This is a genomic window from Sphingomonas sp. LHG3443-2 (assembly GCF_049896405.1).
In the GTDB taxonomy this organism is placed as follows: Bacteria; Pseudomonadota; Alphaproteobacteria; order Sphingomonadales; family Sphingomonadaceae; genus Sphingomicrobium.
Genome location: NZ_JAFCUG010000001.1, coordinates 118,852 through 132,466, shown reverse-complemented (window position 1 = coordinate 132,466; position 13,615 = coordinate 118,852). Strand labels below are relative to the sequence as shown.

Annotated in this window: 14 protein-coding genes; 9 read left to right on the top strand and 5 right to left on the bottom strand. The window is 66.4% G+C overall.

The genetic code is table 11. The annotated features are described in order from the left end of the window. Positions 1-12 precede the first annotated feature (12 nt). Positions 13-1,983, top strand: a complete 1,971-nt coding sequence (locus ACP69Z_RS00535; protein WP_426265610.1) for a response regulator — start codon at positions 13-15, stop codon at positions 1,981-1,983. An 8-nt stretch (positions 1,984-1,991) separates the two neighbouring features. Here the strand turns inward: ACP69Z_RS00535 and ACP69Z_RS00530 are convergent, their stop codons facing one another. Further along, the gene (locus tag ACP69Z_RS00530; protein ID WP_426265609.1) at positions 1,992-2,732 is read right to left on the bottom strand and encodes a DUF72 domain-containing protein; all 741 of its coding nucleotides are present in this window, start codon (positions 2,730-2,732) and stop codon (positions 1,992-1,994) included. Further along, complete coding sequence (gene purL, locus ACP69Z_RS00525; protein WP_426265608.1) at positions 2,729-4,954, bottom strand: phosphoribosylformylglycinamidine synthase subunit PurL; 2,226 nt, start codon at positions 4,952-4,954, stop codon at positions 2,729-2,731. The genes ACP69Z_RS00530 and purL overlap by 4 nt, the downstream gene beginning before the upstream one ends. A gap of 356 nt (positions 4,955-5,310) precedes the next feature. On the opposite strand from purL, the gene ACP69Z_RS00520 reads away from it, so the two are divergent. Both ACP69Z_RS00520 and ACP69Z_RS00515 read left to right on the top strand, forming a co-directional pair. After that, positions 5,311-6,237 carry a vanadium-dependent haloperoxidase gene (locus ACP69Z_RS00520; protein ID WP_426265607.1) on the top strand — a complete coding sequence of 309 codons (927 nt, stop codon included), beginning with the start codon at positions 5,311-5,313 and terminating at the stop codon, positions 6,235-6,237. A gap of 54 nt (positions 6,238-6,291) precedes the next feature. Continuing rightward, a complete protein-coding gene (locus tag ACP69Z_RS00515; RefSeq protein ID WP_426265606.1) occupies positions 6,292-6,642 on the top strand; it encodes a hypothetical protein in 351 nt (116 codons plus the stop codon). A gap of 26 nt (positions 6,643-6,668) precedes the next feature. On the opposite strand, the gene ACP69Z_RS00510 is transcribed toward ACP69Z_RS00515, so the two are convergent. From ACP69Z_RS00510 to ACP69Z_RS00500, 3 genes are all read right to left on the bottom strand, one after another. Continuing rightward, positions 6,669-6,935, bottom strand: a complete 267-nt coding sequence (locus tag ACP69Z_RS00510) for a hypothetical protein (protein ID WP_426265605.1) — start codon at positions 6,933-6,935, stop codon at positions 6,669-6,671. A gap of 104 nt (positions 6,936-7,039) precedes the next feature. After that, entirely contained in the window at positions 7,040-7,747 is a 708-nt protein-coding gene (locus tag ACP69Z_RS00505) for a hypothetical protein (RefSeq protein ID WP_426265604.1), read from the bottom strand. Positions 7,748-8,006: 259 nt separating this feature from the next. Next, entirely contained in the window at positions 8,007-8,411 is a 405-nt protein-coding gene (locus ACP69Z_RS00500) for a hypothetical protein (RefSeq protein ID WP_426265603.1), read from the bottom strand. An 80-nt stretch (positions 8,412-8,491) separates the two neighbouring features. Between ACP69Z_RS00500 and ACP69Z_RS00495 the strand changes: the two genes are divergently transcribed. From ACP69Z_RS00495 to ACP69Z_RS00470, 6 genes are all read left to right on the top strand, one after another. After that, positions 8,492-8,719, top strand: coding sequence for a hypothetical protein (locus tag ACP69Z_RS00495; RefSeq protein WP_426265602.1), 228 nt, complete (start codon positions 8,492-8,494; stop codon positions 8,717-8,719). After that, positions 8,719-9,396, top strand: a complete 678-nt coding sequence (locus ACP69Z_RS00490) for a DUF4350 domain-containing protein (RefSeq protein ID WP_426265601.1) — start codon at positions 8,719-8,721, stop codon at positions 9,394-9,396. Before ACP69Z_RS00495 ends, ACP69Z_RS00490 begins: the two co-directional genes overlap by 1 nt. A gap of 329 nt (positions 9,397-9,725) precedes the next feature. Next, positions 9,726-10,214 (top strand): division/cell wall cluster transcriptional repressor MraZ, encoded by a 489-nt coding sequence (locus ACP69Z_RS00485; RefSeq protein WP_426265600.1) that lies wholly within the window; start codon positions 9,726-9,728, stop codon positions 10,212-10,214. After that, entirely contained in the window at positions 10,211-11,191 is a 981-nt protein-coding gene (gene rsmH, locus ACP69Z_RS00480; protein ID WP_426265599.1) for a 16S rRNA (cytosine(1402)-N(4))-methyltransferase RsmH, read from the top strand. The genes ACP69Z_RS00485 and rsmH overlap by 4 nt, the downstream gene beginning before the upstream one ends. A 3-nt stretch (positions 11,192-11,194) precedes the next feature. Then, positions 11,195-11,902: a hypothetical protein gene (locus ACP69Z_RS00475; protein ID WP_426265598.1), complete on the top strand. Its 708-nt coding sequence runs from the start codon at positions 11,195-11,197 to the stop codon at positions 11,900-11,902. Then, complete coding sequence (locus ACP69Z_RS00470; protein WP_426265597.1) at positions 11,899-13,611, top strand: peptidoglycan D,D-transpeptidase FtsI family protein; 1,713 nt, start codon at positions 11,899-11,901, stop codon at positions 13,609-13,611. Before ACP69Z_RS00475 ends, ACP69Z_RS00470 begins: the two co-directional genes overlap by 4 nt. Positions 13,612-13,615 lie beyond the last annotated feature (4 nt).

Sequence of the window (13,615 nt, the reverse complement as noted above, 5' to 3'; positions counted from 1 at the left end):
GACTGAGGCGTGATGAGAGCGAGGACCGACGACAGCGGGTTCGACGGACGGCGCTTTGGGGCTGCGGCCGGGGCGACGGTGGCGGCGCTCATCCTGCTTGGCATGGTGCTTCTCGTCGCAATGAGCAACCGCGCGCGTGATTCCGCGCTGGAGCGCGAGCGGCACGCCTATGACGTGACCCTGCTGGTTCGCACCGTTGACGCGACACTGGCCCGGTCCGAAGGCGCTCTCGGCCGCTTCGTACTCGACGAAAATGTCCGCAGCTCGGGCAATATCTACGCCAACGAATGGCGGCTTGCTGGCACCCAGCTGCAGCAGCTGGAGCGGCTGGTCCGGAACGATCCGACACAGAAGCAGCGGGTTGCTGAAGCCCGTTCGCTCTATGTGGAGCACGGCGCCAATCTCGCCCGGGTTGCCCAAGCGGCGGCCGGTGCAAAGGGCGAGGGTGGGGTCGGGCTATTCTACGCCTTCACCCGCGAAGAAGAGGATGGCCCCAAGCCGCTTGGAGCACAGCTTCGCGCCAAATTGTCGGAGATTGCCGCTTCGGAACGCGCCGTGCTTCGTGACAGCATGAGCCAGACGCAATTCTTCTCCGCGCAGGCCGACCGGCTGACCGACTACCTGTCCTGGCTCGGCGTGCTGGTCGGGCTGGCGGCAATCGGGCTGGGCATCCTTGCGTTGCAGGCCGTGCGGCAGAATTACCTCGCCCGCCGCGAGGCCGACACGCTGGAGCAGGCAGTGGCGCTGCGCACGCAGGAACTGTCGGAGGCCAATGAAGCGCTCCGCACGGAAGCCGAAGAGCGCGAGATCGCCGAGGCGCAGCTGCGCCAAATCCAGAAAATGGAAGCGGTCGGCCAGCTGACCGGCGGCATCGCGCATGATTTCAACAACATGCTGGCGGTGGTGGTCGGCGGCATCGACCTTGCCCGCCGCCGGCTCGGAGGGCCCAAGCGGGAGGTCATGCAGCACCTCAACAATGCGATGGACGGGGCGACCCGCGCCGCGGCGCTTACTCGCCGCCTGCTGAGCTTCGCCCGCTCCGAGCCGCTGCTGCCCGAGCGCGTGCTGCCGTCCGACCTGGTGCAGGGGCTGACGGACCTTCTCGACCGCACATTGGGCGAGCGCATCACCGTGCGGGTCGACACGCGCGGGGAATGGCCGATCTTCGTCGATCCCCATCAGCTTGAGAACGCGCTCCTCAACCTCGCGGTGAACGGCCGCGACGCGATGGATGGCGAAGGCACCATCACCATCGCCACCAGCGATCTTGTGCTGACCGAGGGCGAGGTCGGCGATCTGCCGGCGGGCGACTACGTCCGGCTGGCGGTGGCGGACACCGGCAGCGGCATGACCGAGGAAGTGAAGCGCCGCGCCTTCGAGCCGTTCTTCACCACCAAGGAAGTGGGCAAGGGCACCGGCCTCGGCCTCAGCCAGATCTTCGGTTTCGCCCGCCAGTCGGGCGGCGAAGTGGCGATCGACAGCGCGGTCGGCGTCGGCACCGTGGTCAGCCTGTATCTGCCAAGAAGCTTTGTGGAAGCGGCCGAGGTGCGAATGCCCGCAGTATTCGGTGGGGCAAGCCGCGCAAGCGATTTCGTAGGCAGCCTCAGCGGCGCGCGAATCCTGCTGGTCGAGGACGACCCGCGAGTGCGCAGTGCCACGATCGAGGCACTCGAGGACCTCGACTATCAGCCGGTTGCCTGCGCCAATGCCGAGGAAGCGCTGGCCGCATTCGAGAACCAAGCCTTCGATCTCGTCATCAGCGACGTCATCATGCCGGGCATGACCGGTCCCGAACTGGTCCGCACCCTCAAGCGCCGCTTTCCCGAGCTCGGCGTGCTGTTCGTCACCGGTTATGTCGGCGAGGGCGAAGGTGAGGACCTCAAGGGTCACGAACTGCTGCGCAAGCCGTTCACCGTCGGCGCGTTGCAGGATGCGGTGGCGGCGGCGCTGCGGCGGGCGGAGATACCGGCGCGGGTGGCGTGACCTCGTCGCTAGGCGACTAGCCGTGCGATCAGGGCTTGAGCGGCCGCCGGGTTGCGGACCTTCGCGCCCGAGGTGAAGTAGACATAGACGTCGCGCCCGCCGTCGGCCCAGATTCGGACCTGCCTCTCCCATTGGCCGAGCGCGGCAGCGTCATAGCCGGTGTCGACCGTCTCGACGCTGCGCTGGAGACGAGCATAAGTGAAGTCGGCGGTCTGCTCCTCGATACGGACGAATTCGTCATGGTCGGCGATCACCACCGCCATGTTGCGCGCGCGGGCGAGGTCGAGAAAGGCGGGGTCTGCAAAGCTTGGGTGCCGCACTTCCAGCGCATGACGCAACTTCACGCCGTGCTGCACGTCCGGGATCAGGTCGAGGAAACGGGCGAAGTCGTCGCGCTCGAAGCGCTTGCTCTCGGCGAACTGCCAATTGATCGGACCGAGCTTGTCGCCAAGCTCGGTGAAGCCTTGCTCGAGGAACACGGCCATCGAGCCTGCGCTGTCGGCCAGCACCTTGCGTGCGGTGGAGAAACGCGATGCCTTGAGGCTGAACTGGAAGCCGGTGGGCGCCGCATCGCGCCACTTGCGCCAGCTGTCCGGCTTCTGGCGTCTGTAGAAGGTCGCATTGATCTCGATCGTCGTCAGCTGCCGAGACGCAAACTCGAGCTCACGCCGATGCGCGAGCCCCTTGGGGTAGAAGACGCCGCGCCAGGGTTCGTAGGTCCAGCCTCCGATCCCGACGCGAACGGTCATGCTTCCATCAGTGCCGGGAAGAAGCCCTCATGGGCGGAGCGAAGTTCGGCGAGTGACACGCGCTGCTCACCGCCGCGATCGACGAGGTCGAAGGTGATGGCCTCGCCGCCGGTGGTGCCGACGGGAATGCTGAACAGCTGGGCCGCGGCGGCAAGTTCGCGCACGCGATCGGGCTGGCGGGTCGAGACGATCGCGCGGCCCTGGTCCTCGCCGAACAGCATGGCGGCGGGGTTGGGGAGTTCGGCGACGACCGTCATGCTGAAGCCCGTGTCGCCGGCCAGCGCCATCTCGGCCATCGCCACCGCGGCGCCGCCGTCGGCGCAGTCGTGGACTGCGCTGACGAGGCCCTCGGCGATGAGGCTGCGGAGAAGCTCACCGAGCCGGCGCTCGACCGCCAGGTCGACCGGCGGCGGCGCGCCTTCGCGGCGGCCGTGGCAGATGTCGAGCCACAGCGATTGGCCGACATGGCCCTTGGTGTGGCCGAGAAGGAGCAGGGTCTCACCCTCGTTCTTGAGCGCGATGGTTGCGCTCTTTTCCCAGTCCGGCATCAGGCCGACCGCGCCGATCGCGGGGGTGGGGAGGATGGCCGATCCGCCGCCGGTCGCCTTGCTCTCGTTGTAAAGCGACACGTTGCCGCTCACGATCGGGAAGTCGAGCGCGACGCAGGCCTCGCTCATGCCGTGGAGGCAGCCGGTGATCTGGGCCATGATCTCGGGCCGCTGGGGATTGGCGAAGTTGAGGCAGTTGGTCACCGCCAGCGGGGTCGCGCCGACCGCCGAGATGTTGCGATACGCCTCGGCGATGGCCTGCTTGCCGCCTTCGTAGGGGTCGGCATAGCAATAGCGCGGGGTGCAGTCGGTGGTGATGGCGAGCGCCTTGCCGGAGCCGTGAACGCGGACCACCGCCGCATCGCCGCCCGACCGTTGCACCGTGTCGCCGCCGACCTGGCTGTCATATTGCTCCCAGATCCAGCGCCGCGAGGCGAGGGCGGGGGAGGCCATCAGCTTGCGGAGGTCGCCGACGATGTTGGTGCCGGTCGGCACCTCGCCCAGCGGCGCGACCTTGGCCCATGCCTGATAGTCTTCTGGCGACAGCGAGGGCCGGTCGTAGAGCGGGGCCTCGTCGGCCAGCGGTCCCAGCGGGATGTCAGCCACGGTCTCACCCTTCCAGACCAGCTCCATGTGGCCGGTGTCGGTGACTGTCCCGATCACGGCGAAGTCGAGCTCCCACTTGTGGAAGATCGCCTCGGCCTCGGCCTCGCGGCCGGGCTTCAGGACCATCAGCATGCGCTCCTGGCTTTCGGAGAGCATCATCTCGTACGGGGTCATGCCGGTCTCGCGGCAGGGGACGGCGTCCATGTCGAGGCGGATTCCGACGCCGCCCTTGCTCGCCATTTCGACGCTCGACGAGGTGAGGCCCGCGGCGCCCATGTCCTGGATGGCGACGATGGCGTCCGACGCCATCAGCTCAAGGCAGGCTTCGATCAGCAGCTTCTCGGTGAAGGGATCGCCGACCTGGACGGTGGGGCGCTTCTCCTCGCTGTCCTCGCCGAAGTCGGCCGAGGCCATGGTCGCGCCGTGGATGCCGTCGCGGCCGGTCTTGGAGCCCACATAAACCACCGGATTGCCGATGCCGGCGGCGGCCGAATAGAAGATCTTGTCGGTCCGGGCGACGCCGACGGTCATCGCATTGACCAGGATGTTGCCGTTGTAGGCGGGGTCGAAATTGGTCTCCCCGCCGACCGTCGGCACGCCGACGCAATTGCCGTAGCCGCCGATCCCCGCGACCACCCCGGCGATCAAGTGGCGCATCTTGGGGTGGCTGGGATCGCCGAAGCGGAGCGCGTTCAGATTGGCGACCGGCCGCGCGCCCATGGTGAAGACGTCGCGCAGGATGCCCCCGACCCCCGTCGCCGCGCCCTGATAAGGCTCGATGTAGCTCGGGTGGTTGTGGCTCTCCATCTTGAAGATGGCCGCGTCGCCGTCGCCGATGTCGATCACCCCGGCATTTTCGCCCGGGCCGCAGATCACCCACGGGGCTGCGGTCGGCAGCTTCTTCAAGTGGATGCGCGACGATTTGTAGGAGCAATGCTCCGACCACATGACCGAGAAGATGCCGAGTTCGGTGAGGTTCGGCTCCCGCCCGAGCGCATGCAGGATGCGGTCATATTCCTGCGGAGAAAGGCCGTGCTCGGCCACCTGTTCGGGCGTGATCTCGGACATGAGCCGCCCTTAGCCGGGCAGGGCGGACTAGCCAATCCGCCGACCGAAGTTCTCGAAGTTCACATAGGGCGGGGACTTCGCGGCGATGCGTTTCCTGGCCCCTGCGGCAAACCGCTCGAGCCATGGAAGCAGGTGAAATCCTACTTAGCAACGCGATGGCTTTGAGGCGTTCTGGTGTGATCCGGCGACCGGCCGACCGCACCATCGTCGTTTGACGCCATTATCCCTGGTTTGTCAAAAATGTTTCTGCTTGGCGCGATCAAGTCGAACCGCGGACCTGTAGCGTCCCGTTTCGCTCTTCCGGCGCCCTCGCGGCCGCGCATCATGTCCTGATCGGCCTCGTCGACCACGCGCCGTTGACGGCGACCCTGACCGCCAGCGTGAAGGCTGCGATCAAGGACCGGCTCGACGCCGAATATGCCAGCTCCTTGGCCGAAATTGCGGGCGGTGAAGCAAAGAACAAGGGCATAGCGGTCGGGGCGGCGGCCGCGGCAGCGATGCTCGCCAATCGGGCGAATGACGGCGGCCACGGCGCACCGGGCTTTCCCGTCGGATCTGCCCCCGGACAATGGCGTCCAGTCGGCCCGGGCTTTGTCAATGACCCGGGCGGTTGGGTGCGCAACGTGCGGCCGTTCACTTTGCCCACTACGGATTACTTCCAGACACCAGGACCCTGGCCGCTGAACAGTGCCCAATATGCGGCCGATTTCAACGAGGTGAAGGCAGTGGGCCGGGCCACCGGGTCGACCCGGACAGCGGAGCAGACGGCGCTGGCGACGTGGTCGACCAGGCACCCTGTCCTCATGCTGTACGAGGCCTTGCGCCAGGTGTCAGACGCAAGGAAACTCGCGATCAGCGAGGAAGCGCGGCTTTACGCCATGACCAGCATGGCCGGGGCGGACAGCCTCATCAACTGCTTCTCGGAAAAGGCGCGCTGGAGCTTCTGGCGCCCGACGACCGCTATTCAGCTGGCCGACACCGACGGCAATGATGCCACGCAAGCCGATCCTGCATGGACCGCATTCCTGGCTGTACCACCCTACAGTGACGAGCCATCGGGAGCGAACTGCGTCTTCAGCGGCGTGATGAACAGCGCCAAGGCCTTTTTCGGCAGCGACGCAGCAGCGTTCAGCCTCACTGGCGCCGGGTCGACGCGGAACTATACCAAGTTCACCGATGTCGTCCCCAGACGTCATCGAGGCGCGCATCTTTGGCGGCCTTCACTTCCGCAGAGCCGACGTCAATGGCGCCGCCCTCGGGCAAGCGGTAGCCAATTACCTTGATCGCAACTTCTTCAACTGCAGGGCGCCCGGCCAGTGCAAGCAGGAAGAACGCGAGTGACGATCCGTTTTGCCGGAGGTTTGAGCGTGATGCGGACGAAGCATAGGGCGATGGCGTTCGCCGCCGTTACCGGGATTCTCGCCGCTTCTTGTGCTCGGGATCCGGACGTTCCGGATCCCGAGCAGTCCGAAGGGCGCCTGGTTCGAGTCGAAGGGCTGCAGAATGTTTCGGCAGAGGTGACTTCTGCCGGTAACGCGGCTCAATTGCCAAACGTCCTGGCGGAAAGCGCGCGCGTAGAGCGCCCGCTCGTCGATGAAAACCCGATCACCGCCAACGGAGCGCCAGCTAAAGCGGATCAGCCAGCGGGTTGGTGGCCGGCCTTATTCGCGGAAGCGGAAGTAGCTTGACGTCCGCACTGGGTGGAAAGTGGATATTAGAGCTTCAAAGCTTGCAACAAGCTCCCTGGTTCATGATCGTGCAGTGACGGGACTGTGGGGGTCGCCTCGCCAATCCCTTCTACGTCGTCGGTAACGAAGACAAAGCCTCGATCGTTGATGACGCATCTCGCATCGCTGCCGCTCTTAAACGAAACGGCAAAGCTGCCGAAAGCCTGCTCCTCGAAACGGCGGCTCAGTATTCGCTTGCTCGGGTCCGCTTCGATGTCAGCGACGATCGCCTCGTAAGCTTCTTTCGCCTCCATTCGCTCATGGTCTCACGACCAGCGAATGTCCGCAATGCGTCGAAAGCAGACCACAGCCGCCGATGGCCGCACCGGATTGAGCGACCTAGGCCGCTGGCTCTTGCCTACCTGGCCGCAGTCACGCTGCCCGCTGCGCTTGCCAGCATGTGGACCATCGGCTCGGCAAGCGCTCTGCGGAGGTTTGCCGGCGTCAGCTTGAGTTCGATGTCGTTCTGCAGGCACGGCGAGAGTGCCGGCATCAGGGCGCTCACGGCCTCCTTCTGCTCCGCCGATCCTTCCGCTGACAGCACCAGGTTGCGGGCGTTGGGCCAGTCGGTGACGGCGACGCAGTGGCCGAAGTCGTAGAGCCCCAGCATCACGCGATCGACCGGCGCATTCTCGGCCAGCACCGCAAGCTTGGGGGTGAACCACGGAACGTCCTTGGACGCGGCCGGCGCCGCCGGGTTAGGGCGCAGTTCGCGGCGCGCAAAGGCGAGCGCGAGGGGCCCCCGGACCATGCTTGCGGTCACTTCGAGGGTCTTGCCGTCCACCACCAGCAGCCGGTCGTCGAGACAGAGTCCGAGGTCGCCAAGCTCCCTGTCGAAGATCCGGTCTTCTTCGACACTGCCAGGCAAGGTGTTGAACCAGGATCGCACCAGCGGCTCACGCCGTTTGATCGTGCAATCGGCCATGATCTGCATGGCTTTGGGAATGTCGGGTTTTTCGATATTCTTGCCGAGCCGGGTGCCGGTATGCTGCGCCTGGGCGGGAGCCGCGATCGTCAGCATCACGACGGCCGCCGAGGCAGCAGCCTTCCAGAACATGTTACGCACGAATACCCCCACACATACAGTCGTCCGGGCGCGATGCCCCTTCCGCGCCAACCTTTAGAGATCACGCGGTAACGGTTTGCAACGGGCAACTTTTAGCAGGTCAGCAAACCAGCCGATGCCGGCACTGGATCGGGAATGGACATGATCGATCCGGTGCGGATCCGACGCCACTCCCTGCCGGGTCGGACCAGCGCTTCAGCCCAAACAAAAACCCCGGCCTGTGAGGGCCGGGGTTCGGGAGAGGTTAGACAGGCGAAGCTTAGCCGCGGCAGGTGATGGCGCTCTGGCCGGGAACGGTGACCTGGACACTGGCGGCGTCCTTGGTGCCGGTGATGGCGGCGCCGTTCTCGCCCGTGTAGGGCCCGGTGCCTTCCGCCGGGGCGGTGGTGACGGTGGACTTGATGGTGTCCGCGCCGACCCGGAAGTTGGCGCCGGCGGGCTTGCCGTTCCGCTCGGTCCAGTCGATCTCGACGACCTTGTTGCCGTCGCAGCGATAGGTCTTGCTGGCGGCGATGGCGGGGGGAAGCTCCACCGGGGCAGCGTTGGCGATTTCGTTCGCCATCGGGTCGGCGGGGCCTTGCTGGACAATGGTGTGACCGCCGTCGTTGCAGGCGGACAGGGTGAGAACGGCGCCGAGCGCCAGGAGGGGGAGGCGAATGGTCATGAAGGGGCCTTTCGCGTCCGCAGCCTGAACGGTCAATGGCGAAGACTTGCAAAGCGGCTCGATGGGCATAGTTTGAGCGCATGGGGGTAGGAGGAACCGCAATCCAGCGTATCCGCTATGGCCTGACGGGCCTGGCCTTTGTCTTCCTGATGGTCCTGATCGGCACCGCCGTGACCAGCAACGAGGAAAAGCCGCCGGCCAATGAGGTGACCGACATTGCCGAAACGCCGAGCGATCCGCTGGCGGAGCTTGGCGTTGCGCCCGGGTCGGGCGCGGAGAATGAGGCGGGTCCTCCGGCCAAGCGCTGATGCGCTGGGTGCTCCTGCTGGCAGCCGCGGCGCTGGCCGCGTGCGACGGTGGCGCAGCGCCGGCCGGCGCAGCCAAGCCCGATCTCGCGCTCCTGACCAGCCTGCCAATCGCCTTTGGCGAGAGCTTCGGTCTCGAGCGCGCACGCAATCCGCTGCTCGAGGAACTGGAGAGCCGGTTCACCGTGACCCCGGTCGACGGGCCCGAGCAACTGCCGCCCCACGGCCTGCTCCTGGCGGTGCAGCCGCAGGCATTGACGGCCGAGCGGCTGGTCGCGCTCGACAAATGGGTGCGGGACGGGGGACGGCTGGTGCTGATGGCCGACCCGATCCTGCGGTTCGAGAGCGAACGGCCGCTCGGCGATCGCTTCCGGCCGCCGCTGCGCTACGCCGACACCGGGTTGCTGCAGCATTGGGGGCTCCGGCTCGACGATGGGGTCGACGATCGCACCGAGGCGGCCGAGATCGCCTTCGGGCGAGGCATCCGGGTGAGCGCGGCTGGATTGGGCTCGTTCACGCGGGCCGGCGGCGCCTGCACCCTGTCGCCCACGCGGGCCGTGGCGCGGTGCCGGATCGGCAAGGGCTATGCGACGCTGGTGGCCGACGCGGACCTGGCGATGGCGGCGCAGGCGGAGCAGCGCGGCGCCGTGCTGAAGCTCCTTGGCGAACTCGCCCGCTAGGCAAGGCATGGGCGGCGATGGGCCAACATGGCGCGACATGGGATTCGCTGGCTTTTTGGCGTTCACAGACTTATCCACAGCCATCCACAGTAGAACGAGGAGGGAACGTCAGGTCTGAACTGGTGCAGGAAAGCCGCAGAAATCAGCCATAATCCAGTTTTGCCCACGTTTTCCCACGATATCCCATTGAGTCCCATGCCCACCCGCGTTACACACAGTTTGTAGCGCGGGGCTTATCCCATTGATGTTGGGCCGGCGGCGGCACGCAGAATTCCTGCGTTCCGGCGAACGGAAGGGCTTTGTCCACCGCGCGAGGGGAGTTTTTCGCGGTGGCATTGGAGCATCTGTTCCAGGGCAGTGCCTTAAACGGGGTCGATGCGAAGGGTCGCGTCTCCGTTCCCGCCTTCCTGCGCTCCGTGATCGAACGCCGCGGCGACAGCCGCACCATTGTTCTCGCCAAGCACGAGACCTTTCCCTGCCTCAGCGCCTATGATCCCGCCTACGCCGCGCTGAAGCACAGCAAGATCGAGCGCCTGCTGGAAAAGAACGAGCAGGAAGACGGCGCCCAGCTCGCTTATCAGCAGAGCAATCTCCTCGCCTTCGCGGTCAGCGAAGAAGTGCCTTACGACAGCACCGGCCGCATCCTGGTCCCGACCATGATGCGCCGGAAGGGCGGCATTGCCGACCTCGCGCTGTTCCTGGGCGTCGGCGAGACCTTTCAGATCTGGAATCCCACGACGCTCCTCGCGGATGATCGCATCCCCGAGGATTTGAAGGATGTCTGCCGGTATCGGCTCGAGGAACGGGGGCTCGCATGAGCGGGAATCCCCCCTCCGTTGCTCAGGGTGACCCAAGGCCCAAGACGGGTCACTTGCCGGTGCTGGTCGATGAAGTCGTCGAAGCGCTCGCTATTGCCCATGGCGAAACGCACGTCGACGGCACGTTTGGGGCTGGCGGTTATACGGCCGCCATGCTCCGGGCGGGGGCGGGACGAGTGATTGCCTTTGACCAGGATCCGGATGCGATCCGCAACGGGCCCTCACTCGTCCCGGATTCCCGCCTGACGCTAGTTCATGACCGCTTCTCGCGCATGGCAGAGGCGCTGGACGAGCGCGGTCTTCTGCCGGTCGACGGTGTGACGCTGGATATCGGCGTCAGCTCGATGCAGCTCGATCAGGCGGCGCGCGGCTTCTCGTTCCGGGAAGACGGTCCGCTCGACATGCGGATGAGCCAGGACGGGCCGAGCGCGGCCGATTTCCTCAACACCGCCGAGGAAGCCGACATTGCCCGCGTGATCCGCGATTATGGCGACGAGCCCAAGGCGCGCGGCCTCGCCCGCGCCATCGTCGCCGCGCGGCCCTTGTCCCGTACCAGCGAGCTGTCGGCGATCTGCCGCAAGGTGCTCGGCTGGCACGCGGGGATGAAGACCGATCCCGCGACCCGCACCTTTCAGGCGATCCGCATCCACGTGAACGCCGAACTGGCCGAACTCGAAGCCGGGCTGGAAGCGGCCGAGCGGTCGCTGAAGCCCGGCGGGCGGCTCGCGGTGGTGACCTTTCACAGCCTCGAGGACCGGATCGTGAAGCAGTTTCTGCGCACCCGCAGCGGCGCGGCGCCCGCGGGCTCGCGCCATCGTCCGATGCTGGATGCCGGACCGGCCCCGACCTTCCGTGCGGTCGCAAAGCCGGTCGCGCCGAGCGAGGCGGAACTGGCGATCAATCCCCGGGCCCGTTCGGCGCGTCTGCGCAGCGCGGTCCGCACCGATGCACCTTATTCCCCCCGAAAGGCAGCCTGAGCGATGCGTGGTTTTCGTGAAGTCGGCTGGGTCGCGGCGGTCGCCGGTACGGCGCTCGGCTGCTACATGGTCAGTCTCAAGGTCGCCTCCGAGCGTGCGGCGCTGGAGCAGGTCGAGAACAAGATCGTGCTGGCGCAGCGCGACATCCGCGTGCTGCAGACCGAGATCGGCACCCGCGGCCGGCTGGAGCAGCTCGAAAGCTGGAACGTGAAGGTGCTGGCCTTGTCGGCCCCGCAGGCGCAGCAGTTCCTGGAAGGCGAGTTCCAGCTGGCGACGCTTGCCGCGCCGACCAAGAAGGTCGATCCGGCAGCGCCGGTGGTGCTGGCCTCCGCGCCGGCTCCTGCGCCGCAGCGTCCTGCGCTGGGTGACGATGACAACAATGACGGCGAGGCCAAGGCCGGCCCGACTGCGCGCGACCTGATGCAGATCGCGAGCTACCGCCGCGAAGCGCCGCAAGCCGCTGAAAAATCTGTGGATAAGGCGCCTGCGATCAAGCTGCCGCCGGTGAAGACCGCGACCGCAGCTGCTAAGGCTCCGGCCAAGGCGATCCCGGCGACCAAGGCGAAGGCGGAGCCCGCGGCCAAGCTGGTTGCGGCGGTGCCGGTCAAGACCAAGGCGGCGGCGGAGCCCAGGGCCAAGGCCGCGGCCGATACCAAGGCCAAGGCCCCGGCCGCTCCGAGCAAATCCAAGGACGTCAAAGCCCGGCAATGAACGCTCCGACCCCCGTCCTTGTCGCCCGGCCCGAGCGCTTGAAGCTGGTCGGCCAGAGGCGCCAGCTGCTTGGCATCATGCACCAGCGGCTGATGGTCGGGATGCTGATCTTTGGCGCGGTGATCGGTGCCATTGTGCTGCGGCTGACCTGGCTTGGGCTGTTCGGCGATCATGCCGGGCGCCAGTCGATCGCGTCCACCAACTTGCCGTCGCGCGGGGACATCGTCGACCGCGATGGCCAGCCGCTCGCCCGGACCATCGACAGCTGGACCGTGGCGCTTCAGCCATCGAAGGTGATCGGCGACAAGAAGGCGCTCGCCGTCGAGCTGTCGCGCCTGATGCCGGAGAAGGATCCGGCCGGCTGGCTCGCTGAAATCAATTCAGCCAAGAGCTTTATCTATCTCCGCCGCCGCGCCGCGCCGCGGCTGGTGCAGGCGCTGAACGCGCTGGGCGAGCCGGGCATCGCCTTGAGCCGCGAGCCCGACCGCCTGTATCCGCAGACCGACCTTGCCGCCCACGTGCTCGGCTCCACCAATATCGACGGCCATGGCGCGTCGGGGATGGAGCGGGCAATGGACAAGCAATTGTCAGAAGCCGGTACCCGGGGGCAGCCGCTGGTCCTGTCGATCGACGCGGGGGTGCAGCAGGCGCTGGAGCATGAGCTGCTGGCCGCCAAGGCCCAGTTCAATGCGCTGGGCGCCGCGGGCGTGCTGCTCGACATTCACACGGGCGAGGTGCTGGCGATGACCAGCCTGCCGCAGCTTAATCCCAACATCGCCGGAAATTCGGATCCCGAAGCCCAATTCAACCGCGCCACTCTCGGCGTCTTCGAATTGGGCTCGACCTTCAAGCCGTTCACCGTCGCCATGGCGCTGGACACCGGTGCGGTGAAGTCGATGGGGCAGATGTATCCCTGCTACGACCGCTTCCTCCGGCCCAACGGCCGCGCGGTCACCGACACCCATCCGTTCGGCCGGCCGTGCTCGGTCGCCGAGATCATGATGGAAAGCTCCAACATCGGCACCGCGCAGATCGCGGGGCAGGTAGGGACGGAGCCGATGCGCCGGTTCCTCGAAGGCATGGGCTTCCTCGGCAAGGTCGAGGTCGAGCTGCCCGAGCGCGCGCGGTCGCTGACCATTCCCAAGGCGAGTTGGGACACGTCGACCACCATGACGGTCGGCTTTGGCCATGCCATTGCGGTGACCCCGCTGCACCTCGCGATGGGGTACGCGACGCTGTATAACGGCGGCATCTATCGGCCGGCGACGTTGCTCAAGGTCGATCGCGGGCATCCGGTCGCCAAGGGCCGCCGGGTGTTCAGCGAGGAGACCAGCTACAAGATGCGCTCGCTGCTGCGCCTGGTGGTGACCAAGGGCACCGGCAAGAAGGCGGATGCGATCGGCTACCGCGTGGGCGGCAAGACGGGCACTGCCGAAAAGATCATTGGCGGGCGTTATTCCAAGACGGTCAACATCACCTCGTTCGCCGGCGTCTTCCCGATGGACGAGCCGCGTTACGCGATGGTGGTGATGCTGGACGAGCCCAAGGGCACGGCCGATACCTATGGCTTCCGTACCGCCGGTTGGAATGCCGCGCCGACGTTCGGCAAGGTGGTATCGCGGATCGCGCCGATGTTGGGCGTGCGCCCGGACATGAAGCGCGATGCCAACATGAGCGAAGTGCTTCCCTTCGTCCGCGAAGAAAAGTAGCCGC

What these genes read in the sequence shown, in the direction of transcription:
- ACP69Z_RS00500 (WP_426265603.1), bottom strand. Translation starts at nt 8,411, where the DNA reads ATGACCATTCGCCTCCCCCTCCTGGCGCTCGGCGCCGTTCTCACCCTG.
- ACP69Z_RS00470 (WP_426265597.1), top strand. Translation starts at nt 11,899, where the DNA reads ATGAACGCTCCGACCCCCGTCCTTGTCGCCCGGCCCGAGCGCTTGAAG.
- ACP69Z_RS00475 (WP_426265598.1), top strand. Translation starts at nt 11,195, where the DNA reads ATGCGTGGTTTTCGTGAAGTCGGCTGGGTCGCGGCGGTCGCCGGTACG.
- ACP69Z_RS00510 (WP_426265605.1), bottom strand. Translation starts at nt 6,935, where the DNA reads ATGGAGGCGAAAGAAGCTTACGAGGCGATCGTCGCTGACATCGAAGCG.
- ACP69Z_RS00535 (WP_426265610.1), top strand. Translation starts at nt 13, where the DNA reads ATGAGAGCGAGGACCGACGACAGCGGGTTCGACGGACGGCGCTTTGGG.
- purL (WP_426265608.1), bottom strand. Translation starts at nt 4,954, where the DNA reads ATGTCCGAGATCACGCCCGAACAGGTGGCCGAGCACGGCCTTTCTCCG.
- ACP69Z_RS00530 (WP_426265609.1), bottom strand. Translation starts at nt 2,732, where the DNA reads ATGACCGTTCGCGTCGGGATCGGAGGCTGGACCTACGAACCCTGGCGC.
- rsmH (WP_426265599.1), top strand. Translation starts at nt 10,211, where the DNA reads ATGAGCGGGAATCCCCCCTCCGTTGCTCAGGGTGACCCAAGGCCCAAG.
- ACP69Z_RS00495 (WP_426265602.1), top strand. Translation starts at nt 8,492, where the DNA reads ATGGGGGTAGGAGGAACCGCAATCCAGCGTATCCGCTATGGCCTGACG.
- ACP69Z_RS00490 (WP_426265601.1), top strand. Translation starts at nt 8,719, where the DNA reads ATGCGCTGGGTGCTCCTGCTGGCAGCCGCGGCGCTGGCCGCGTGCGAC.